This window comes from Actinomadura madurae, from assembly GCF_047130825.1.
Classification (GTDB): domain Bacteria; phylum Actinomycetota; class Actinomycetes; order Streptosporangiales; family Streptosporangiaceae; genus Spirillospora; species Spirillospora madurae.
Map to the genome: position 1 here is coordinate 6,505,840 of NZ_CP083237.1, position 19,885 is coordinate 6,525,724.

Sequence of the window (19,885 nt, forward strand, 5' to 3'; positions counted from 1 at the left end):
GGCCGCCCGCGTGTTCAGATCTCCTTGAGGAAACCGGAGTCGACGGCGAAGTCGGCGCCCGTCGTGCTCGCCGAGCGGGGCGACGCCAGCAGCGCGACCGCGTCCGCGATCTCCTGCGGCTCGGCGAGCCGGCCGGTGGTGAGGCCCATCATCTCGGCCGCGCCGCCGTCCAGCACCGCGTCGCGGTCCGAGCCGGTGGCTCCGGCGATGATGTCGGCGGCGCCGCCCTCGTCGGTCCACCACGGCGTCCGGACCGGGCCCGGCGAGACCGTGTTGACGCGAATGCCCTGCGGCGCGTACTCCTCCGACAGCCCCTTCGCCAGGTTGTTCATCGCCGCCTTCGCCGCGTTGTAGTCGAAGTTCATCGGCCCGGGGCGCCGCCCGTTGCCCGACGAGACGTTCACGATCGACGCCGCGTCGCTCTTCAGCAGGTGCGGGATCGCCGCCCGCACCGCCCGGACGGCGGCGACCACGTTGAACTCGAACATGTCGCGCCAGTCGTCGTCGGCGAGCGTCATGAACCCGAACCGCGGCAGGCTCACACCGGGCGGCGGCCCGCCCGCGTTGTTGACCAGGACGTCGAGGCCGCCGAACACCTCGACCGCCCGCTCCACGGCCCGCGCCGGGGCGTCCGGGTCCATGAGGTCGGCCGCGACGTGCAGCAGGTTCGGGCCGGCGAGCGCGCCGAGCTCCGGGCCCGGCTTGCGCGACACCGCGACCACGCGCGCGCCCTCGTCCAGCAGGGTGCGGGTGATCGCGAGGCCGATCCCCTTCGACGCTCCGGTGACCATCGCGACCCGTCCCGCCAGCCGCAAGTCCATGGGTTCCCCTCTCATAGGACGGACACGCCCACACCGGACGCGCCACGCCCCCATGAACCCCGGCCCGCCGCCCCCGGTTGCGTCAGGACGGCGCGGGATCGTCCAGCCTGCTGAGGACGGTGTTGCGCACATGCTGGAAGATCACCGACGTCCGGAACCCGGCGATCTCCTTGCGCTTGCTGAGCCCGTCCAGCAGGAACGCGTGCAGGTGGTCGAGGTCCTGGACGCCGACGTGCAGGACGAGGTCGTCGCCGCCGGCCACCACGAACACGCCGATGACCTCGGCCATCCCCGACACGTAGTCCTTGAACGTGTTGATCACCGTCCGGTTGAGCGGGCGGACCTGGAGCGACACCAGCGCCTGCACGCCCCGGTTCAGCGCCGCCGGGCTGATCTCCGCGTGGTACCCGCGGATCACGCCGCGCCGCGTCAGCGCCCGCACCCGTTCGAGGCACGTGGACGGCGCGATGCCGAGCGTCCGGGCCAGCTCGCGGTTGGACTGCCGGGCATCCGTCTGGAGAAGGCGCACGATCTCCGTATCAAGTTCGTCCATGCCCCGATTATGGCGACCAATTCCGAACGAACGTTCAGCTCAAAGCAGCCTGCATCGCCCAAATGGCTAGTTTCTAGCCGTACGACCACTCAATCGGGGGAACTATGGCGAACACGACCGGTCATCGGCTCGGCCTCGGCCAGGGCACGGCGCTGATCGTCGGCGCCGTGCTCGGCCCCGGCGTGCTGGCCCTGCCCCACCTGGCCGCCGCGGCGGCGGGCCCGTCCTCCACGGTGGCGTGGGCGGCGCTGCTGGCGCTCAGCGTGCCGGTCGCGCTGACGTTCGCCGCGCTCGGCGCGCGGCACCCCGACGCGGGCGGCGTCGCCACGTTCGCCGCCCGCGCGTTCGGCCCCCGGACCGCGGCGATCGCGGGCCTGTGCTTCTACGCCGTCGTCCCGGTCGGCGTGCTGGCCGGCGCGATCATCGGCGCCGACTACACGGCCTCGGCCGCCGGGCTCGGACGGCCCGGCGCCATCGCCGTGACCTGCGCGCTGCTGCTGGCCGCGTTCGCCGCCAACTACGGCGGGCTGCGCGTCTCCGGAGGCGTCCAGCTCGTCCTCGTGGCCCTCCTCGCGGCGCTGCTGATCGCCGGGATCCTGGCCGCCGTCCCGCATCTGGACGGCGGGAACTTCACGCCGTTCGCCCCGCACGGCGCTTTCGGCGTCGTCCACGCGGCCGGCGTCCTGTTCTTCGCGTTCGCGGGCTGGGAGGCGGCCAGCCACCTGTCCGGGGACTTCGCCGACCCCCGCCGGCTGCTGCCCCGCGCGACCGTCCTCACCCTCGCCATCGTCGGCGCCCTCTACCTCGGTCTCGCGGTCGCGGTCACCGGCGTCCTCGGCGACCGCGCCGCCTCCTCGCCCGTCCCGCTCGCCCTGCTCCTCGACGCGGGGATCGGGGCGGACGCCGCCCGGCCGGTGACCGCCGGGGCCGCGCTCGTCCTCAGTTTCGTCGCCATGAACACCTACATCGCCGGCGGAGCCCGCCTCGGCACGGCCCTGGCCCGGGACGGCGTGCTCCCCGCGCCCCTCGCCCGCGGCCGCCGGAGCCTGGCGCTGCTGGCGCTCGCGACCGGCGCGGTGACCGTCCCCGTCCTCTCCACGGATCTGGGCCTGGACCCGCTCATGCGCACCACCGCCGCCTGCCTGGCCGCGGTGACCCTCATCGGCACGGCCTCCGCCACGCGCCTCCTGGCAGGACGCGCACGCACCCTCGCACGCTCCGGCGCGCTGTTCACCGGAGTGGTCCTGCTGTCATGCGGGCTGTATCTCGCCGTGCCCGCCGCCCTGGCTTTGACCGTCCTGGGTCTCCGCCTCGGCCGCACGGCGCGCGCGCAGAGCACGCACCCTGCCGCGTCGGGACCCCTGCACCGCCGAGCCCTGTCCGGTCAGGTCGACACGGAGGCCAGGTAGGCGTCGGTCTTGGCGGGGTCCATGATCCAGTTCTCGAAGTCGTGCGGATTGGCGTAGCCGTAGGCGAACCGGTAGGCGACCGCCTCGTTCTGGGCCGCCACGCCGAGAACCTTCTGCACGTGCTCCGGCAGCGGGCCGAGCATCATGTTGGTGTACGCCGTCGGGTGCCGGACGTAGTCCCAGAACGCGTCGAACGTCCGCTGCATCCATTCCGCGTCGAACGGCCGGTCCCCGTGCCGGACGATCTCGTCGCAGTAGATCGCGGCGCAGCGCGCGGCGTTGTTGGACCCCTGGCCCGTGACCGGGTCGTTCGCCACGAGCACGTCCCCCATGCCGAGCACGTTCACCGAGCCCGACAGCCGTCCCACCGGGTGCCGCACGACCGGGGCGTAACCGCCGTACAGGGTGCAGCGCGCGTCGGTGGGTTCCGCGCCGACCGTCCGCTCGTACTCCCAGGGGGCGTACTGGCGCATCATCTCCAGCGTCCGCGCCAGATGCCCGGACGGGGACGGGCGATCCGACCACACGTCGAAAGGCCCGCCCGGCACCGCCTCCCAGAGCAGGATGTCGCAGGGACCGGTGTTGGTGTAGCCCGGCATGAAGAACAGCTCGCCCACCCCGGGGGTCGCCGTGATCCGGACGTGCGGCTCGGGATAGTCCGGACGCGGAGACATCCCGTGCAGGTAGATGCAGGACAGGTGACGCTGCGGACGGTCATACGGCGACCGGGACGCGTCGCGATCGAACAGCTCGACCAGCTCTCCCTTGCCCGCCGCGATGAGCGTGAGGTCGTACAGGGAGGCGAGGCCCTCCAGGTCGGACGTCATGACGCCGTGGTAGACGACGTTCCCGCCGCGCGACTCGAACAGCTCCAGCCAGCCCGCCATCTTCACCCGCTGGTCCACCGACTGGGCGAAGTCGTCCCACCGGCCGACGAACTGCAGCGCCTCCTGGCCGGGCGGCCCGGCCACCGTGAGCCGCTGCGCGACGATCTTGGGGGCCTGCTCCTCCCACAGGTTCAGCCCCCGGTCGCGCTCCAGCTGGAGCTGCGGCCAGAACATGCACTGGGTCGACATGATCCGGCCGCCGCGGATCTCGTCCGGCGTCCGGGCCGACATCACCGTCACGTCGTAGCCCTCGGACTGCAGGCTCAGCGCGAGCTGCAGCCCGGCCTGCCCGGCACCGATGATCAGGATCCTGCGCAACGCGTCCTCCTAGCCGGAGATCCCGGGGGATCAGGGGGGATCAGGGGGTGGTCACGGCGCCGGACCGCCGCCCGGCCGTGCTGTGCAACGTGTGGGTCAGGGTCTCGGTGAGCACCGTCGCCACGGAGCCGCGGTCGCGGGCGTCGCAGGTCGTCAGCGGCACCTCGGGCGGCAGCCCCAGCGCCTCCCGCACCTCGGGGAGCGGATGGGAGGCCCGGCCGTCGAACAGGTTGACCGCGACGATGAACGGCACGTCGGAGTCGTTCTCGAAGTAGTTCACCGCCGGGAACGACACGTCCAGCCGGCGCGTGTCCACCAGGACCAGCGCCCCGCTGGCGCCCCGGCACAGGTCGTCCCACATCGGCCAGAAGCGCGGCTGGCCCGGCGTGCCGAACAGGTACAGGACGAGGTCCGCGGCCATGGTGATGCGCCCGAAGTCCATCGCGACGGTCGTGGTCGTCTTGCCGGCGGGGTCGCCGTCGAGCGGGTCGACGGTCTTGGCCGCCTGCGTCATCCAGGCCTCGGTGTTCACCGGGGGGATCTCCGAGACCGCGCCGACCAGGGTCGTCTTGCCGACGCCGAACCCGCCCGCGATCACGATCTTGGCCGAGGCACGCGACTGCGGCGGGCGGTCAGGCGAGCTCGCGTAGACCATCGATCACTCTCTCCAGGATGCGCGGGTCGTACGGGGAGATCTCGGAGCCGATCACGACCCGGCCCCCGGACGCCAGATCGCTCAGCAAGACCCGGGTCACTCCGAGCGACACCCCGCAATGCGCGGACAGTTCCGCCACCGACTCGTCGACGGTGTGCACGCGGTCGTACAGCGCGCGGGCCTCGGGCAGCAGCCGGGCGGCGAACGCGGCGTCGTAGCCGTTCCCCGACACCAGGGTGTGCACGAACAGGTGCTGCCGCCCGCGGGTCCGCCCGCCGGTCAGGACGTAGGGCCGCACCCAGGGATGGGCCGTCATGGTCGTCCTCCAGTCACGGGGATCGCGCGGCTCATGGCATGCCCTGCCCCGCCGACATCCGGCGCAGGTCGTCGCGCATCTGCGGGGTCAGCACGTGCCCGACGCTCTCGACGAGCCGGCCCATCCGGTAGGCGACCGCGCCGAGGTTGGCGCCCTCGGACACCAGCACCGCCAGCCCGGCCAGGCTGCCGATGCTCATGAACAGGAAGTGGCCCGCCGGGAACTTCAGCATCACCTGCTCGCAGCCGCTCTCCCCGACCCGGCGGGCGATGTTGTTCGCCAGGCTGATCATGCCGCTGGTCATCGCCGCCATCGGGTCGGCGAAGTCGGCGGGCATCCGGCCGGAGCCGACGAGCGCCAGGCCGTCGGAGGACACCAGCAGCGCGTGCGCGACGCCCGGCGTCGAGCCCGCGAAGTCGTTGAGCAGCCAGCCGAACCCCTCCGGGCCCTGCGGCCGGCCGTTGTCGGCGTTGACGGTCATGGTTCGGCTCGTCCCTCCGGAGGATCGTCGGCTTCGTGCCGGTCCGCCGCCGGAGCGCCCGAGGTGAAGGCCTCCAGGTCCTCGGCGAACGACCGGGCGGCCGTTCCGCGGCCGGGCGCGCCCTCCGCGCGCAGCGGCGACACGCTCGCCTCCGGCGCCGCCTCCGAACGCCGCAGGCTCATGCTCTCCCGGCGCGGCAGCGGGTCCAGGGCGGACAGCGGCGGCTGCGCGGCGGGCTCGGCGAGATCGGGCACGCGCTCCGGCGCCCGCAGGTGCGCCAGCGACCGGTCCACGGCACCGCCGGGATGCGGCGCGGCCGAGGCCGCCGGACGGGGCGGGACGAGGGGCTCCTCCGCCAGCTCGCACAGCAGGGCGGGCGGGACCACGACCATCGCGACCGTCCCCTGGGCGGAGCCGCTCGCCGCCGGGCGGCACGCGAGACCCACGCCGATCCCGTGCTTGGCCGCCAGGCGGTGGGCGACCGGGAAGCCCGTGTGCCGGGCGGTGTCGGCCCCGATCGGCGGGACGGGACCGGAAAGCATCGCGTTGATGGCCTGGAGCCGGTCGGGGGCGATGCCGATGCCCTTGTCCTCGATCCGCATCATGACGGCGCCGTTGTCCAGGAGGTGCGCGCTGACCGTGACGGCGGACGGCGAGTACCTGGTCGCGTTGTCCAGCAGCACGACGAGCAGGGACGCCACGTCATCGGACGCGTAGGGGACCACGGCGAGCTGGACGACCTTGCCGATGACCACCTGGGTGTACCGCTCGATCGACGACTCGGCGAGCCGCACGACGTCCACGAGCGAGGTGGTGTGCCCGCCCATCTCCGCCGAGCCGCCCCCGGCGAGGACGCTCATCTCCCGCGCCGCGCGGCGCATCCGCGTGACGGCGTGGTCGACCTGGTAGAGGAGCTGCAGCCGGTCGGCGTCCTCTTCCTCGCTTTCGAGCTGGTCCATGGCGGGACGGAGCTGCTCGCTCAGCAGCAGCACCTGCTGGGAGAACTGCTCGCACACGGCCGGCCAGGCGCTCGGTTCCGGGGTCGCGACGGGAGGGCCCGCCGGGGCGTGACCGGCATGACCGGCCTGGGAGGCGGGACCGCCGTCCTGTGCCGGTGCGCCCCAGCCGCCTTGCCGGGGTGGTGCCGCGTACCTCATGGGGGGCGTCTGGGACGTCCTGGCAGCGGAAGCGCTGCGCCTCCACCAGCTCACGTTCGGTCACCGCCGTACCGCGCGTTCGGCGGCCTACCGCCCCGGCCCCGCATCATGCTCCGCGTCGTCCTTCCGGTCGTTGTGCCCGCGCACGGACAGCCGGCACAGCATGACCTTCAGGCGCGTCTACGTCGCGCCGGCGCACGGCGAAGCCACGCGCCTCCGCGTCCGAGAGCAGGCCCCGTGCGGCGACCACGCACAAGGGTGGCAGAGTGACATGTAGCGATCAATGCCCAATGACCAAGCCGCCATATTTGCCACAAAGATCCCATTTTCCCGTTTTAGACGGGGGCTGCGCTCAGCGCAGGGCGTCGTACACGCCGGCGGCCACGGCACCGTAGGCCAGATGCGGGATGACGTCGGCGGCCCAGTCCGAGGCCGTCCACTCGCGAGGATCGGTCAGCCCCAGCAGGGTCATCGGGGCGCTGGACCCGAGCATCGCCAGCCCCGTCAGCGCGACCGCCCCGACCGGCCGCGGAACCCGCCGCCGCCCCGCGACCAGACCGAACAGCAGGCCGGCGCCGAGCCCGGTGCCGAAGCCGAGGACCGGCCCGAGCCCGGCCTTGCGGTTCTCGGCCTGCTCGCCCTCGCCGAGGTCGACGCCGGCCACGTCCGCCAGCCGCTCCACGCTCTGCTCCGGCGTGGTGCTCGCCGGACGGCCCCGAACCGCCATGTCCAGGTAGGTCACCAAATTGAGTGCGGTGGTCCCGGCCGCTCCGGCCGCCAGCCCGCGCGTCAGTCTGTCCATGGTCCCCCGCTACCCCGGGAGGCGGCCCGTCAACGTGCGGGGGCTCGGCTTGGTGGAACATCGCCCGCACCCGAGCGACCGGCGGGCCGCATAATGCCTGGTCGTGCGTACGCGGGTTCTGTTAGCCTCCGTCCGCACACGCTCCCAGCCTCCCGGAGTCCCTCCGTGACCATGAACATCGCGATCCGCCTGGCTCTCGGTGGCCTCCTTCTCGTCGGTGCCGCCGCATGCGAGGGGGACGACAAGTCCGGGGCGGCCGGCTCGTCCTCCGCACCGTCCACGGCGGCGACCACGGCGACGCCCGCACCCGCGCAGGCCACCCCGACCACGAGCGCCCCCGGGACTCCCGCGCCGACCACCACCAAGCCCAAGATCAAGCTCCCGACCAGCAAGCAGATCGTGATGATCGACCCGGAAGGGAAGAAGTACACGTACCTGAAGATGGCGCAGCTGGCGGCGGGCATGCGCTACACCATGGGCGACCGGCCCCAGGCCAACTTCTGCGAGAAGTCCTACGTCAAGGGTGTCGAAGGCGGCGGCAAGTTCCCCGCGGGCAAGGCGGCCTTCCTGGCCGCCTGCCACGAAGGCTGGCGCAAGGCCGAGCAGATGCACCGCGCCGGGCAGTAAGGGCCCGTTCGGGACGTCACTTGGACCGGATGCGGCCCATGGGGCTGTCCGCCGTTGCCGAGCAGATCGATCCGCGCCCTGCTGCCGTGCCAACGCCACCGCGAACCTGCGAACGGGCCGCCACTGCCGCCTCATTGAAACCGGCCCGCGGACGTAAGGGGCGGCACGGGCGTCACGGCTACCTGGGGGTGCCATGACGCCCGTGCGGTCGCGGCGGTCAGGCGGCCTTGCCCCGGGCGATGTAGACGTTCATGTCGGTGAAGTCGAGGGTGATGTTGTAGGGCTTGTAGAAGGGGTGGAAGAAGGCGCCCAGCGTGTCGAACCCGTTGGGGGCGGGCCGCATGGTCGGGTTCGCACCGCAGTAGACCTCCTTGGCGGTGGCGCTGCCGAGGCGTATCTCCTTCGGGTAGCAGGGGTAGACGACGACGGGATGGCTGTGGCCGAAGGTCTCCATCGGGCGGTCGTAGTCGGTGCGGACCCGCAGACGCTTGGCCGTTTCCTCGGACACGATCGCGGCGGTCTCGGTGGCTCCGCCGATGGACAGGCCCACCACCCCGGGCCCGGAGCCGGCGATGCTGCCCCTGCTGTGCACCGCATGCTCACGAGCCAGCCACAGCGGCAGGGGCTTGGCGCCTGCCCGTGCGGCCTCGGCGCGCACCTTGGCGGCCGCCTCGGGGGTCCGGCGGCGCAGGATCAGCGACCGGCCCGCGTAGTCGAACGTGGTCAGCAGGTGGTAGAAGATCCACGTGCCGATGATGCCGTCGTTGGCGCCCCCGGGCGAAGCCTGGTCCGTCTCCGACCACTCCACGGGGATGTTGCGCAGTTCGATGCCGCCCATCCTGAACGATTCCAGCACCCCGAAGTACTGCCATGCGGTGCCGTTCAGGTAATCGATCTTCTGCTCGGCCACGGCGGTGAGCCCGGCCTCCTCGGCCACCTCCGCCGACATGCCGAGCCACGGGGCGCCGGTGTAGAACATGAAGCGCTTCGGCGGTCCGCCGTTGACCGAGCCCTCCACCAGCGCGGACGGATCCAGCTGCTGCCATGGCAGCCGCGCCGTGTCGCCGTGGATCTGATACGCCTGACCGCGGAGCGCCTCGAACCATTTCGCGCGCACCTCGCCGCCGGCCGCCCGCCAGTGCGGCACGGAGAGGGAGAACCTGTCCTGCCGGATGTAGCAGTCGCCCAGGAGCTGGTTGGTCTCCTTGTCGTCGGGCGCCAGGTCGAAGGCCATCCTGAGGTACTTCTCGGCCTCGGGAAACCTGTTGCTCAGCAGCCCGACATAGCCGCGCTGGCGGGCCGCCCGGACGTTCTCGGGGTCCGTCTTCAGGATCTTCTCGTAGGCTCGGCCGGCCTGCTCGAACCTGCCGGCCTTGAACAGCGCGTCCGCGTCATCGGTCCCCGTTCGCGCCGTGGCGGCCTCGCCCAGCAGCGGCACCGCCGCGGCGGCGCCTGCCACCACGGCCGCGCCCCGAAGGACGGAACGCCGGTCCCATTCGCCGTCATCGGTCATTGCCTTCTCCTTTTCGTGATCGTTGGCCGCGGCACCTTCCAGGCGTGCTGGCGGCTCCTTGACGCTCAGAGCGTGCGCAGCGCCTCGGTCGGGGAGAGGCGGGCGGCTCGCAGGGCCGGCAGCAGCCCGGCGATCGCGCCGATCAGGATCGCGGCGCCGATCCCGCCGGCCCACGCCTCGGCCGGGATCACCACCGCCCAGCCCTTGACGCTCGCGTAGACCGCGGTGGTCAGCGCCCCGGCCGCGACTCCGGCGACCCCGCCGAGCAGCGCGAGCATCACCGCCTCGGACAGGAACTGGGTGCGGATGTGCCCCCGGGTCGCGCCGAGCGCCCGGCGCAGCCCGATCTCCGACCGCCGCTCCAGCACCGAGATGATCATGATGTTGGCGACCCCGACCGCGCCCACGAGCAGCGCCACCACCCCGAGCCCGAGGAACAGGCTGTCGAACGCGCCCTCCGCGGCGGCCCGCGCGGTGAGCGCGTCCGACGGCTGGCTGACGTCGACGTCGGCGGGCGCCTCGGGGTTCGCGGTCTGCGCGAGGACCCCCTGCACCGCGTTCACCCGGTCCGTCCGGGCCCGCACGTAGACCGTCGTCGGAGGTCCGGGCACCGCCGCGCCCTTGTCGACGGCCGTGTAGCCGAGGTAGCGCTCCGCGGCCGGGTAGCCGATCAGGGCGCTGGTGTCGATGTCGGTCGACAGCGCCGCGGGCTCCAGGATGCCCGCGACGTAGAACCACTGGTTCTTCAGCCAGATCCGCTGCCCCGGGTAGACGCGGTCGATCCCGAGACGCTGCGCGGCGAGCGCCCCGAGCACCGTGACCGGCTGGCGCTCGGTCGCCGCGTTCAGCCAGCGGCCCTGCGCCACACCGGTCCCGACCACCTCGGGGAGGTTGAGGCTGGCGGCCTCCACTTTCAGGGCGTTGGTGTTGATCGCCGGGATCAGCGGGCTGCGGTACACGCTCGCGCCGTCGATGGCGCCCGCGTGCGCCGTGTCCTCGACGTCGGGCAGATGGGAGATCCGCTGGGGCGCGGCGGCCGGGAGCTGCGCCGTCCCGCCGGTGACCGATTTTCCGGTGTTGGCGGTCAGCAGGTTCGTGCCGAGCCGGTCGATCTGTGCCAGCAGCCCGGCCTGGGACGACGCGGACAGCCCGAGCACCGCCACGATCGCCGCGGTGCCGATCGCTATCCCGAGCGCGGACAGCGCGGCCCGCAGGCGGCGCGCCCGGATCCCGGCGCCGGCCACGCGCAGCTGGTCCGACGGCCTCATACGCCCTCCATCTCGCGCGCCGCGCTGTCGGAGACGATCCGCCCGTCGAGGACGTGCAGCCGGCGGGGCATCTGGGCGGCCAGCCCGCCGTCGTGCGTGATCACCAGGATGGTCGCGCCGCCCGCGTTGAGCTCGTGCAGCAGCTCGATGATCGCCGCGCCCGTCGTGCTGTCGAGGTTCCCGGTCGGCTCGTCGGCGAGCACGATGGCCGGGCGGCCGACCAGGGCGCGGGCGATCGCCACGCGCTGGCGCTGCCCGCCCGAGAGCCTGCTCGGCAGGAAGCCCGCCCGGTCCTGCAGCCCGACCCGGGCGAGCGCCTCGGCGGCCCGCCCGCGCCGCTCGGTCCGTCCGACGCCGCCGTACAGCAGGCCGTCGGCGACGTTCTCCAGGACGGTCGTGTGCTCGGACAGGTGGAACTGCTGGAAGACGAAGCCGATGCTGCGCGCCCGCAGGGCTGCGAGCCGGCGGTCGGTGAGCGCCGCGACGTCCTCCCCGTCGATCCGCACCGTGCCCGCGGTGGGCCGGTCGAGCGTGCCGAGGATGTGCAGCAGCGTGGACTTGCCCGATCCCGACGGGCCGACGATCGCGACCAGTTCCCCGCTCCGGACGGTGAAGCTCACCCCGCGCAGCGCGTGGACGGGCGGCTCCGAACCGTAAATCTTGGTGACGCGCTCCAACTCGATGACGTTCGTCCCGCTCATGTCGACGGCACCACCACTCGGTCACCGGCCGCCAGCGCGCCGGAGACCTGGACCCGCCCGTTGGCATGGTCGAACAGCCCCAGCGTGACCGGGACGAACCGGGTCCGGCCGCCGTCCCCCGCCGCGACCTCGACCTCGTAGCCGCCGCCGGCCCGCCCGAGGAGCGCGGTGACCGGCACGCTGAGCGCGTTCTTCACGCCGTCCGTGGTGATCTCCACCTGGACCGGTGCCTGGTCGAGCGTCCCGGCGTCCTTCGGGCGCTTGAGCGTGATGTAGATGGGGAGCGTCGCGGGCGCCGCGTCGGCGCCGTCCTTTCCGGAGGACGTCGCGACCGTGCCGATCCGGGTCACCACCCCGGGCGTGGTCCGGTTGTCCGGGAGCGTGATCTGCGCGCCGTCGCCCTTCCTGACCTCCGACTGCTGGGACGGGTCGAGGTTCACGACCACCTCGCGCCGGTTCGACGAGGCCTCCATGACCGGACGGCCCGGGACCGCGCCCGTGCCGTTCCCGGCCGTCACCTTGCCGATCCGCAGCGGGCCGGGCAGGGACACCGCCTGGCCGAGGTCCAGCCTGCCGGTCACGTCGGCGCCGCGCTCGTCCTGGAGCTTCTCCAGCGCCGCCGCGGTCGCCCAGCCGAAGTGGCCGGAATCGGGATCGAGCCTGGACCGTTCGGCGTAGCCCCCGTCCACCAGGGTCCTGTTCAGCGCCCGGACGTCCTTGCCGTCGTCGCCCACGGACAGGTCCCGGTACGCGGGGACGCTTCCGCAGACCAGGATCACCGGCTTCTGGTCGACCTTGTACAGCGTCTCGCCGCAGTCGATCTGCGCGCCCGCCACCGGCATCCGCGTGTAGGTCCCCTTCGCCTGGTTGACCACCTGGTACGGGGTCCCGGTGGCGCCGGCCGCGTACGAGAGCGTCCCGCTCTGGCCGACCTGCGAGGAGAGGGGGCCCTGCTGGACCGCCACGAGCGACGTCCCGCCGCCCGTCGCCGTCTCGGCTTCGCCGCCGTCACCGGACGAAGCCGTCACGGCGACTGCCGCGACGGCGGCCACGACCGCGAGGACGGCACCGCCGCCGATCATCCTGCGGCGTCTGCGCGGCGGGCGGGCGGGCGCGTCCCGCGCCTCCAGGGCCGGTTCGGTCACTCTGGTGCTCATCGAATCCCCGCCTCAGCCGCCGGCGCCCTTGGCGCCGCCGACCTCGAACGGGCGGCAGGCTTCGACGGCCCTGCGGAACTGCGGGGTCTTGTTGTCGATCGTGCCCTTCTCGATGAGGATGCGCCCGTTCTGCGGGTCGGGGAAATTCGGGACGCCGTTCTCGCGCATGCACCGCGTCCACTTGAGCATCTTCGCCTGGAGCTCGGCGTTCTCCGGCGTGCCGGGCCGGTTCTGGGGCGGCTCCAGCGACTGGCACGCCTGCCGCGCCTTCCGGAACGCCGCGGAGTCGCGGCCCGGGAAGTTCGCGCCCGGGTTCTGGCCGGGGTCGGGGTAGCCTGGAAGGCCGTTCTCGCGCATGCACTGCGCGTGCTTGATCCCCTGGTCCGCCGTGGCGACCGCCTTCGCGCCGGACGAAGTCGTGCCCGACGCCGATTCGCCGGAGCCCCCGCATCCGGCGGCGGTCACGGCGAGGGCGGCGGCCGACGCGGCCAGCAACACCGAGGCCCTGTTCATCGTTCCCCTTCCCGAAAGACATCGTTGTGCGAGGTCATGTCTAGAAGGGGAGCGGTCACATGGCGGTGCGCGAGGCTGTGACCCGGCTGTGACCGCGATTCGGGGAGGCTGACCGGGATGAGGGTGCTGGTGGCCGAGGATCACGCGGAGCTGGCGGGCTCCGTCGCCCGGGTCCTGCGGCGCGAGGGGATGGCGGTGGACGTCGCCCTCGACGGCCGGGCCGCGCTCGACCGCGCGGCGCTGACCGACTACGACGTGGTCGTGCTGGACCGCGACCTGCCCGGCGTGCACGGCGACGACGTCTGCCGCGCGCTGGTGGCCGACCCGGGCCGCCGGACCCGGGTGCTGATGCTCACCGCGTCCGGCACGATCGCCGACCGGGTCGAGGGGCTCAGCCTGGGCGCCGACGACTACCTGCCGAAACCGTTCGCGTACGCCGAGCTGGTCGCGCGGATCCGCGCCCTCGGGCGGCGGGCGCAGCCGGCCCTGCCGCCGATCCTGGAGCACGGCGACCTGCGGCTCGACCCGGCGCGGCGCGTCGCCACCCGCGCCGGGCTGCGGCTGGCGCTGAGCCCGAAGGAGATGGCGGTGCTGGAGTACCTGCTCGCGGCGGGAGGGCGCGTGGTCTCCGCCGAGGAACTGCTGGAACGCGTCTGGGACGAGGCGGCCGACCCGTTCACCACCACGGTCAAGGCGACGATCAACCGCCTGCGCGCCAAACTGGGCTCCCCGCCGGTGATCGAGACCGTCCCGCAGAGCGGCTACCGGATATGAGGCCGCTCCCGCGCGGGGTGCCGCGGACGGTCCGGATGCGCCTCACGCTGCTGTACGGGTCGCTGTTCGCCGCCTCCGGCGCGGTCCTGCTGGCGATCACGTTCGTGCTCATGCGGAGGAACGCGGTCTTCAAGGTGCGGGTGCCGTGCGTCGACGCGAGAATCGAGGACTGCGCGGCCCGGCTGGGCCTTCCCCCCGAGACGACCGATTCGGTGGCCGTGTGGAGGGAGCAGCAGCAGGACGCGCTGACGCACGGGTTCCTCGCCCAGGCCGGGATCGCACTGGCGATCATGCTCGTGGCGTCCCTGGCGCTCGGCTGGTTCGTCGCGGGACGGGTGCTGCGCCCGCTGCGCACGATGACCACGACCGTCCGGCACATCTCGGCGCGCAACGTGCACGAGCGGCTGGCCCTCACCGGCCCCCGCGACGAGCTCAGGGACCTCGCCGACACCGTGGACGGCCTGCTCGGGCGCCTGGAGGCCGCGCTCGACGCGCAGAAGCGCTTCGTCGCCAACGCCGCGCACGAGCTCCGCACCCCGCTCACGCTCGAACGCGCGCTGGTGGAGGAGACGCTCACCGACCGGCGGCCGACCCTTGAGGCGTTCCAGACGACCTTCGAGCGGATCCTGACGATCAGCGACCAGCAGGGAAGGCTGCTGGAGTCGCTGCTCACCCTCGCCACCAGCGAGCGCGGGCTGGACGGCCGCGTCCCGGTCAACCTGGCCGCACTCACCGAGCGGGTGCTGGCGGACCGTCCGGAGCCACCCGGCGGCCCGCGCCTGTATTCGCGGATCGCCCCCGCCGCGACCGCGGGCGACCCCGCCCTGGTCGAGCGCCTCGTGGCCAACCTCGTCGACAACGCCATGCGGTACAACGTGCCCGGAGGGAGCGTCGACGTGACGACCGGAACGCGGGACGGGCAGGCCGTGATCAGCGTGAGCAACACCGGCCCGGTCGTCCCGCCGGAACAGGTGGCGCGGCTGCTCGAACCGTTCCAGCGGCTGGACCGCTCCGCCCGCGGCGACGGGCACCACGGGCTCGGCCTGTCCATCGTCCACGCGATCGTGCTGGCGCACGGCGGAACCCTCAACGCCTCCCCGCGCCAGGACGGCGGCCTCGTCGTCGAGGCCGCCTTCCCGGCCGCATAGGCGATACAGAAGAGGGCGCATCAGCTGGGGTCGCAGACCGGGTCGGTGGCAGGGAGAACACCGGTGGCCAGGTAGGCGTTGACCTTGGCGTCCACACACGCGTTGCCGTACTCGCCGTAGATCCCGTGGGCGATGGTGCCGCGCAGGGTGAGCAGGCGGGAGCCGGTCAGCGCCCGGTGCATGGCCTTGCCGCCCTCGTAGGTGGTGGCGGTGTCGCCGGTCGAGGACACGATCAGCGCGGGGGTGGAATTGCCGATACTGGTGGGACGCTCGCGCGGCTGCCCCGGCCAGAAGGCACAGGGCCAGATGTTGTTCTTCAGCGGGCCGAACAGGGGATGCCGGGCGCGGCTGCGCTGCACGTCCTTCCAGTAGACGTCGGGGTCGCGCGGCGCGGCGCGGTCGCCGCAGGTGATCGCGGCCGTCGGGCTGACGAGCGGGGAGCCCTCACCGGTCAGGACGAACCTCAGCTGCCCGTCGAGTTCGGGGCCGGGGTCGGCCGGGCGGCCGTGCGCGGCCTCGTTCAGGGTCCGGACGGTCGAGCTGAACTGCGCGCGGGCCGCGGGACGGTCGTCGCCCGAGCCGTTGGAGAGGATGTAGGGGACCACCTGGTCGTCCACTTCATACGACCCGACGCGCAGCGGACGGTCCTCCGCGGCGGCGACGATCGCGTTCACGGTGGCGAGCACGCGGCCGGGGGTGGCGCCGAGGCCGTAGGTGCCGTGCCGTCCGGCGGCCCAGACCGCCCAGCCGCGCAGCGCGCGTTCCGCCTCGTCCTCGGTGCCCCGCAAAGCCAGGGGGCCCCACGTGCGCGGATCGCCCGCGCTGTCCAAGACCACACGGTCGGTGCGGCCGGGGAACATCTGGGTGTAGACCGCGCCGAGGTAGGCGCCGTAGGAGTAGCCGAGGAAGGAGATCCGGCGCTCGCCGAGGACCCGGCGCACGAGGTCGATGTCGCGGGCCGTGTCGCGGGTGTTGACGTAGGGGAGCACGTCGCCGTGGCGCCGGGCGCAGCGTTCGGCCAGGTCGCGCTGCACCGCCACCTGGTGGTCGAACCGGGCGCGGGTCGCGCCGGCAGACCGGAGGAACATGCCGATCGGCCAGCCGCAGTCGAGCGGCGTGCTGCGCCCGACGAAGCGCGGGTCCAGGCCGACGAGGTCATAGCGGGCGGCGACGTCCTTCATGGCCGCGCGCACCTGCAGCGGCATGCCCAGCGTGGGCTGGCCGGGCCCGCCATTGTTGAGCACCATCGTGCCGATGCGATGGGCCCGGTCAGTGGCAGGAAGGCGAGACAGCGCCAGCGTGATGGTGCGGCCCCCGGGCTTGGAGTGGTCGAGCGGCACGGTGACCTCCGCACACCGCGCGCCCGCCCGGTCGAGATCCTTCCCGACGGTGTCGTCGGCCCCCTGGGCGCAGGCCTTCCATTCCAGCGAAGGAGGCGGCCCGGAGTCGGCTCTGGCCAATGAGGGAACAGCGGCGGAAAGGGCGGTCAGGGCGAGGGCCGGAACCAAACGGCCGAATGTCGTTTTCATGGTCGAGGACGCTAATTCGGCCGGAACTCCGGCACGATACAGCCCGCCGCAGGCGTTGACCTACAGCCCGCTGTAGTGCCAGACCGGGCCCGGTGGCGAACAATGGCCTCCATACCGCCGGGATAAGGAGGTCCGTATGCGTAACCGGGCGTTCTCCGGCTCGGCCTACCTGCTGGGCACGCTGGCCACGTCCGTGGCCACGGTACCGGCGTTGCCGGTGCTGCTCGCGCCACCGGCGGCACGGGGATGGGCGGCCTGGCACCACCGGCGAGCCGCCAGGCTGCTCGGCGTTCCAGCCGACGGACAGCCGTCTACGCGGCGGAACCTAGCCTGGGCACTCGCGCACGTCGCCGCCGGTTTCCCGCTGGGACTCGCCGCCCTGATGTGCTTGGGCAACATCCTGGTCGCCGCAGTGGCACTGCCCTTCTGGTGGGCGTTTCCCGCAGACACACGCCCCACCCTGTTCTCGTTCCTCGACGTCCACATAAACAACTGGGCGACCGCACTGATCGGAAGCTCTGTGCAGATCGCCCTCCTCGGCGCGGCCGCCTGGTGGGGGCTCCCCTGGCTGGCGCGCCTCCACGCGCGCCTGTGCCTGGCGGTGCTCGCGCCGTCGGCCACCGAGCGGCTCACCGAACGCGTCGACACCCTGACCAAGACCCGGGTCGGCGTGGTCGACGCCCACGGCACCGAGCTCCAGCGGATCGAACGCGATCTGCACGACGGGACGCAAGCCCGCCTGGTGACCATCGCCATGCAGCTGGGCATCGCCCGGGAGTCGCTCACCGACGACCCGGACGCGGTGGGGCCGCTGATCCAGCAGGCGCACGAGACGGCGGAGGAGGCGATGACCGAGCTCCGCGCGGTGCTCCGGACGATCTACCCGCCGATCCTCGCCGACCGCGGCCTCGACGGCGCGCTGGCGTCGCTGGCCGCCCGGTCGAACGTGCCCGTCCGCATCGACCTCGCCGACCTGGGCTCCCTCCCAGCCAGCGTCGAGGCTGTGGCCTACTACGTGATCGCCGAGGCGCTGACGAACACGGCCAAGCACGCCGCCGCCACGCGGGCGGACCTCCGGGTCGAGCGAACCGGCGACGTGCTGGGCATCGAGGTCACCGACGACGGCAAGGGCGGCGCCGACGAGGGCCACGGCACCGGCATCACCGGGATACGCCGGCGGGTCGCCGCCCTGGACGGCACCGTCCGCCTCGACAGCCCGCCGGGCGGCCCCACCACGCTCACCGTCCGGGTGCCGTGCGCACCATGACCGTCCAGGAGGATTCCGTGCGGGTCGTGATCGCAGAAGACAACGTCCTGCTATCAAGCGGCCTGGAACTCCTACTGCAGTCCAGGGGCTGCCAGGTCGTGGCGGTCACCGGCGACGCCGAGGCGTTCCTCGCCGCCGTCGCCGAGCACCGCCCCGACATCGCCATCGTCGACGTGCGGCTGCCGCCGTCGTTCCGCGACGAGGGAATCCACGCCGCACTGCGGGCCCGCCGCGAGCACGGCCCGCTGCCGATCCTGGTGCTGTCGCAGTACGTCGAGCGCGAGTACGCGGGCGAACTCCTCTCCGACGGCCGCGGCGGCATCGGCTACCTCCTGAAGGACCGCATCGGCCGGGTGGCCGAGTTCGTCGACGCCCTCCGCCGCGTCGCGGCCGGCGGTACCGCCATGGACCCCGACGTGGTCGCCCAGCTCCTCGCCCACCGCGCCGGCACCCCTCTGGACACCCTCACGGCCCGCGAGCGGGAGTCGCTCGCCCTCATGGCGCAGGGCCACGACAACGCCACCATCGCCGAGCGGATGCGCATTTCCGACAATGCCGTCCACAAGCACATCGGCAACATCTTCGCCAAGCTGGGCCTGGCCCCGGACGACTCCGGCCACCGCCGAGTACGAGCAGTACTCGCCTACCTGGACGGCAACCCCACCTGACCACCCCCGCGCCGATTCCGGCCATGGCAGTGGGCGAACGTCTGGTCACAGCGAGCGCGAACAGGGAAAGTGGACTACATGGCCCCGAACCGCCGCCAGACGCATGCCCGCCACCTGCCCAAGGGGCGACAGTCACACCCGCAGCACCCCAACCCCGGAGGGGGCAAGGGGCGAAGCCCCAATACCGAACCACGCACCAGCGGACCCATGCGCGCCGACGGCAACCGGCAGGGGGCGTGGGGGCGGAGCCCCCACATCGGGGGTCCGGGGGTCGCCCCCCGGGTCAACATGACGAAGGAGTGGCGGCCCGCGCTCTCCGCGGGCACACCACTCCCAACTCGTTCGTGGGCGAGGAGGGATTTGAACCCTCACATCCTTTCGGACACACGGACCTGAACCGTGCGCGTCTGCCGTTCCGCCACCCGCCCAAGGGTGCCGTCCCGTTTCCGGGCGCCTGAAAAGGCTAGCACGGGTGATGCGGTGGTTAGGTATCCAGATACGCCGAGCGAACCTTCGCACCGATACGATCGTCTACCAGTGGGGAAGGGAGGTGCCCGTGGGCGTCATTCAGCGCTTCGAGCGAAGGCTCGAGGGCATGGTCGAAGGGGCCTTCGCCCGTGCCTTCAAGTCTGAGCTGCAGCCGGTCGAGGTGGCCAGTGCTGTGCAGCGCGAGATGGACGATCGGGCGGCGATCGTGGCACAGGGCCGCACGCTCGTTCCGAACGACTTCGTCGTCGAGATCTCTCAGCAGGACGGGCAGCGGCTGCAGGTGTACGCCGACAGCCTGAGCCAGGAGCTGGCGAATCTGGCGCGCGAGTACGCGAAGGAGCAGGGGTACTCCTTCGTGGGCCCGGTGCGTGTGCGGTTCGAGAACGCGGGGGATCTCGCCACGGGCATGTTCCGCATCCGGTCCGGGGTGATCCGGGGCTCGACGGTGGAGGGCGGGGAGATCCGCCAGCCGGTGAGCGACGTTCCGCAGGGCGGCCGCGGCGGAGTGTTCGGCGGCCATCCGCGGCTGCTGGTGACGACGGCGGTGGAGGGATCCGACACGACTCAGCGCACCTATGAGATCAACACCCCTGTGACCCTGCTCGGTCGCGGCACGGACTGCGACCTGCGTCTCGTCGATCCTGGCGTGTCACGGCACCATGCCGAGATCCGTGTAGAAGGTCCCGAAATCGCTCTCGTGGATCTAGGGTCGACCAACGGCTCGTTCGTGAACGGGCAGCCGATCCGGCGGGTCACGCTGGTCGACGGCTCCCGCGTCACGATGGGCCGGACCACCCTTGTGTTCCGCCGCGATAGGGAGTAACCCCGACTC

21 protein-coding genes and 1 tRNA gene are annotated in these 19,885 nt (G+C 72.5%); 7 read left to right on the forward strand and 15 right to left on the reverse strand.

Features of this window, described 5'->3' with window-relative positions; all coding sequences use genetic code 11:
• Nucleotides 1-14: 14 nt before the first annotated feature.
• Nucleotides 15-821: an SDR family NAD(P)-dependent oxidoreductase gene (locus K8Z49_RS29760; RefSeq protein WP_412515790.1), complete on the reverse strand. Its 807-nt coding sequence runs from the start codon at nucleotides 819-821 to the stop codon at nucleotides 15-17.
• 82 nt (nucleotides 822-903) lie between these two features.
• Nucleotides 904-1,374 (reverse strand): Lrp/AsnC family transcriptional regulator, encoded by a 471-nt coding sequence (locus tag K8Z49_RS29765; protein WP_021594334.1) that lies wholly within the window; start codon nucleotides 1,372-1,374, stop codon nucleotides 904-906.
• 104 nt (nucleotides 1,375-1,478) lie between these two features.
• Between K8Z49_RS29765 and K8Z49_RS29770 the strand changes: the two genes are divergently transcribed.
• Nucleotides 1,479-2,783, forward strand: a complete 1,305-nt coding sequence (locus K8Z49_RS29770) for an APC family permease (RefSeq protein WP_412515791.1) — start codon at nucleotides 1,479-1,481, stop codon at nucleotides 2,781-2,783.
• Here K8Z49_RS29770 and K8Z49_RS29775 read toward each other — a convergent pair.
• The 6 genes from K8Z49_RS29775 to K8Z49_RS29800 form a co-directional block, all read right to left on the reverse strand.
• A complete protein-coding gene (locus K8Z49_RS29775; protein WP_111832771.1) occupies nucleotides 2,759-3,988 on the reverse strand; it encodes a styrene monooxygenase/indole monooxygenase family protein in 1,230 nt (409 codons plus the stop codon). The genes K8Z49_RS29770 and K8Z49_RS29775 overlap by 25 nt on opposite strands.
• 40 nt (nucleotides 3,989-4,028) lie before the next feature.
• A complete protein-coding gene (locus K8Z49_RS29780) occupies nucleotides 4,029-4,643 on the reverse strand; it encodes a GTP-binding protein (RefSeq protein WP_021594338.1) in 615 nt (204 codons plus the stop codon).
• Entirely contained in the window at nucleotides 4,621-4,959 is a 339-nt protein-coding gene (locus K8Z49_RS29785) for a DUF742 domain-containing protein (RefSeq protein WP_021594339.1), read from the reverse strand. Before K8Z49_RS29785 ends, K8Z49_RS29780 begins: the two co-directional genes overlap by 23 nt.
• Before the next feature lie 31 nt (nucleotides 4,960-4,990).
• Entirely contained in the window at nucleotides 4,991-5,440 is a 450-nt protein-coding gene (locus K8Z49_RS29790) for a roadblock/LC7 domain-containing protein (RefSeq protein WP_021594340.1), read from the reverse strand.
• On the reverse strand, nucleotides 5,437-6,456 hold the full coding sequence (locus K8Z49_RS29795) for an ATP-binding protein (protein WP_024934689.1): 1,020 nt from the start codon (nucleotides 6,454-6,456) through the stop codon (nucleotides 5,437-5,439). Before K8Z49_RS29795 ends, K8Z49_RS29790 begins: the two co-directional genes overlap by 4 nt.
• Nucleotides 6,457-6,949: 493 nt before the next feature.
• Nucleotides 6,950-7,399 (reverse strand): hypothetical protein, encoded by a 450-nt coding sequence (locus K8Z49_RS29800; RefSeq protein WP_021596795.1) that lies wholly within the window; start codon nucleotides 7,397-7,399, stop codon nucleotides 6,950-6,952.
• 165 nt (nucleotides 7,400-7,564) lie between these two features.
• On the opposite strand from K8Z49_RS29800, the gene K8Z49_RS29805 reads away from it, so the two are divergent.
• Nucleotides 7,565-8,026, forward strand: a complete 462-nt coding sequence (locus K8Z49_RS29805; protein ID WP_075024586.1) for a hypothetical protein — start codon at nucleotides 7,565-7,567, stop codon at nucleotides 8,024-8,026.
• Nucleotides 8,027-8,243: 217 nt separating this feature from the next.
• Here K8Z49_RS29805 and K8Z49_RS29810 read toward each other — a convergent pair whose 3' ends face one another.
• From K8Z49_RS29810 to K8Z49_RS29830, 5 genes are all read right to left on the reverse strand, one after another.
• Nucleotides 8,244-9,539 (reverse strand): aspartyl protease family protein, encoded by a 1,296-nt coding sequence (locus tag K8Z49_RS29810; protein WP_412515792.1) that lies wholly within the window; start codon nucleotides 9,537-9,539, stop codon nucleotides 8,244-8,246.
• A gap of 65 nt (nucleotides 9,540-9,604) precedes the next feature.
• A complete protein-coding gene (locus tag K8Z49_RS29815) occupies nucleotides 9,605-10,807 on the reverse strand; it encodes an ABC transporter permease (RefSeq protein ID WP_075024584.1) in 1,203 nt (400 codons plus the stop codon).
• Nucleotides 10,804-11,508 (reverse strand): ABC transporter ATP-binding protein, encoded by a 705-nt coding sequence (locus K8Z49_RS29820; protein ID WP_021596791.1) that lies wholly within the window; start codon nucleotides 11,506-11,508, stop codon nucleotides 10,804-10,806. The genes K8Z49_RS29815 and K8Z49_RS29820 overlap by 4 nt, the downstream gene beginning before the upstream one ends.
• Nucleotides 11,505-12,665, reverse strand: coding sequence for an efflux RND transporter periplasmic adaptor subunit (locus K8Z49_RS29825; RefSeq protein ID WP_412515793.1), 1,161 nt, complete (start codon nucleotides 12,663-12,665; stop codon nucleotides 11,505-11,507). Before K8Z49_RS29825 ends, K8Z49_RS29820 begins: the two co-directional genes overlap by 4 nt.
• Nucleotides 12,666-12,677: 12 nt before the next feature.
• On the reverse strand, nucleotides 12,678-13,178 hold the full coding sequence (locus tag K8Z49_RS29830) for a hypothetical protein (RefSeq protein WP_021596789.1): 501 nt from the start codon (nucleotides 13,176-13,178) through the stop codon (nucleotides 12,678-12,680).
• 117 nt (nucleotides 13,179-13,295) lie between these two features.
• Here K8Z49_RS29830 and K8Z49_RS29835 point away from each other — a divergent pair, with 117 nt between their 5' ends.
• Together K8Z49_RS29835 and K8Z49_RS29840 are read left to right on the forward strand one after the other, a co-directional pair.
• The gene (locus K8Z49_RS29835; RefSeq protein WP_021596788.1) at nucleotides 13,296-13,952 is read left to right on the forward strand and encodes a response regulator transcription factor; all 657 of its coding nucleotides are present in this window, start codon (nucleotides 13,296-13,298) and stop codon (nucleotides 13,950-13,952) included.
• Nucleotides 13,949-15,100, forward strand: coding sequence for a sensor histidine kinase (locus K8Z49_RS29840; protein ID WP_075024580.1), 1,152 nt, complete (start codon nucleotides 13,949-13,951; stop codon nucleotides 15,098-15,100). Before K8Z49_RS29835 ends, K8Z49_RS29840 begins: the two co-directional genes overlap by 4 nt.
• A 20-nt stretch (nucleotides 15,101-15,120) precedes the next feature.
• Here K8Z49_RS29840 and K8Z49_RS29845 read toward each other — a convergent pair whose 3' ends face one another.
• Nucleotides 15,121-16,629: an alpha/beta hydrolase gene (locus K8Z49_RS29845; protein WP_412515794.1), complete on the reverse strand. Its 1,509-nt coding sequence runs from the start codon at nucleotides 16,627-16,629 to the stop codon at nucleotides 15,121-15,123.
• A 136-nt stretch (nucleotides 16,630-16,765) separates the two neighbouring features.
• Here K8Z49_RS29845 and K8Z49_RS29850 point away from each other — a divergent pair, with 136 nt between their 5' ends.
• Both K8Z49_RS29850 and K8Z49_RS29855 read left to right on the forward strand, forming a co-directional pair.
• A complete protein-coding gene (locus tag K8Z49_RS29850) occupies nucleotides 16,766-17,896 on the forward strand; it encodes a histidine kinase (RefSeq protein WP_412515795.1) in 1,131 nt (376 codons plus the stop codon).
• A 17-nt stretch (nucleotides 17,897-17,913) separates the two neighbouring features.
• A complete protein-coding gene (locus tag K8Z49_RS29855; RefSeq protein WP_021596784.1) occupies nucleotides 17,914-18,564 on the forward strand; it encodes a response regulator transcription factor in 651 nt (216 codons plus the stop codon).
• Nucleotides 18,565-18,909: 345 nt separating this feature from the next.
• Here K8Z49_RS29855 and K8Z49_RS29860 read toward each other — a convergent pair.
• Nucleotides 18,910-18,992, reverse strand: a tRNA-Leu gene (locus tag K8Z49_RS29860).
• 128 nt (nucleotides 18,993-19,120) lie between these two features.
• Here K8Z49_RS29860 and K8Z49_RS29865 point away from each other — a divergent pair.
• Nucleotides 19,121-19,876, forward strand: a complete 756-nt coding sequence (locus K8Z49_RS29865; protein ID WP_021596783.1) for an FhaA domain-containing protein — start codon at nucleotides 19,121-19,123, stop codon at nucleotides 19,874-19,876.
• Nucleotides 19,877-19,885: the final 9 nt, after the last annotated feature.

Bases quoted from the DNA above. Each gene is read 5' to 3' on its own strand.
- K8Z49_RS29760 (WP_412515790.1), bottom strand. From the start codon at position 821: ATGGACTTGCGGCTGGCGGGACGGGTCGCGATGGTCACCGGAGCGTCG.
- K8Z49_RS29765 (WP_021594334.1), bottom strand. From the start codon at position 1,374: ATGGACGAACTTGATACGGAGATCGTGCGCCTTCTCCAGACGGATGCC.
- K8Z49_RS29770 (WP_412515791.1), top strand. From the start codon at position 1,479: ATGGCGAACACGACCGGTCATCGGCTCGGCCTCGGCCAGGGCACGGCG.
- K8Z49_RS29780 (WP_021594338.1), bottom strand. From the start codon at position 4,643: ATGGTCTACGCGAGCTCGCCTGACCGCCCGCCGCAGTCGCGTGCCTCG.
- K8Z49_RS29785 (WP_021594339.1), bottom strand. From the start codon at position 4,959: ATGACGGCCCATCCCTGGGTGCGGCCCTACGTCCTGACCGGCGGGCGG.
- K8Z49_RS29790 (WP_021594340.1), bottom strand. From the start codon at position 5,440: ATGACCGTCAACGCCGACAACGGCCGGCCGCAGGGCCCGGAGGGGTTC.
- K8Z49_RS29800 (WP_021596795.1), bottom strand. From the start codon at position 7,399: ATGGACAGACTGACGCGCGGGCTGGCGGCCGGAGCGGCCGGGACCACC.
- K8Z49_RS29810 (WP_412515792.1), bottom strand. From the start codon at position 9,539: ATGACCGATGACGGCGAATGGGACCGGCGTTCCGTCCTTCGGGGCGCG.
- K8Z49_RS29815 (WP_075024584.1), bottom strand. From the start codon at position 10,807: ATGAGGCCGTCGGACCAGCTGCGCGTGGCCGGCGCCGGGATCCGGGCG.
- K8Z49_RS29820 (WP_021596791.1), bottom strand. From the start codon at position 11,508: ATGAGCGGGACGAACGTCATCGAGTTGGAGCGCGTCACCAAGATTTAC.
- K8Z49_RS29825 (WP_412515793.1), bottom strand. From the start codon at position 12,665: ATGAGCACCAGAGTGACCGAACCGGCCCTGGAGGCGCGGGACGCGCCC.
- K8Z49_RS29830 (WP_021596789.1), bottom strand. From the start codon at position 13,178: ATGAACAGGGCCTCGGTGTTGCTGGCCGCGTCGGCCGCCGCCCTCGCC.
- K8Z49_RS29835 (WP_021596788.1), top strand. From the start codon at position 13,296: ATGAGGGTGCTGGTGGCCGAGGATCACGCGGAGCTGGCGGGCTCCGTC.
- K8Z49_RS29840 (WP_075024580.1), top strand. From the start codon at position 13,949: ATGAGGCCGCTCCCGCGCGGGGTGCCGCGGACGGTCCGGATGCGCCTC.
- K8Z49_RS29845 (WP_412515794.1), bottom strand. From the start codon at position 16,629: ATGAAAACGACATTCGGCCGTTTGGTTCCGGCCCTCGCCCTGACCGCC.
- K8Z49_RS29850 (WP_412515795.1), top strand. From the start codon at position 16,766: ATGCGTAACCGGGCGTTCTCCGGCTCGGCCTACCTGCTGGGCACGCTG.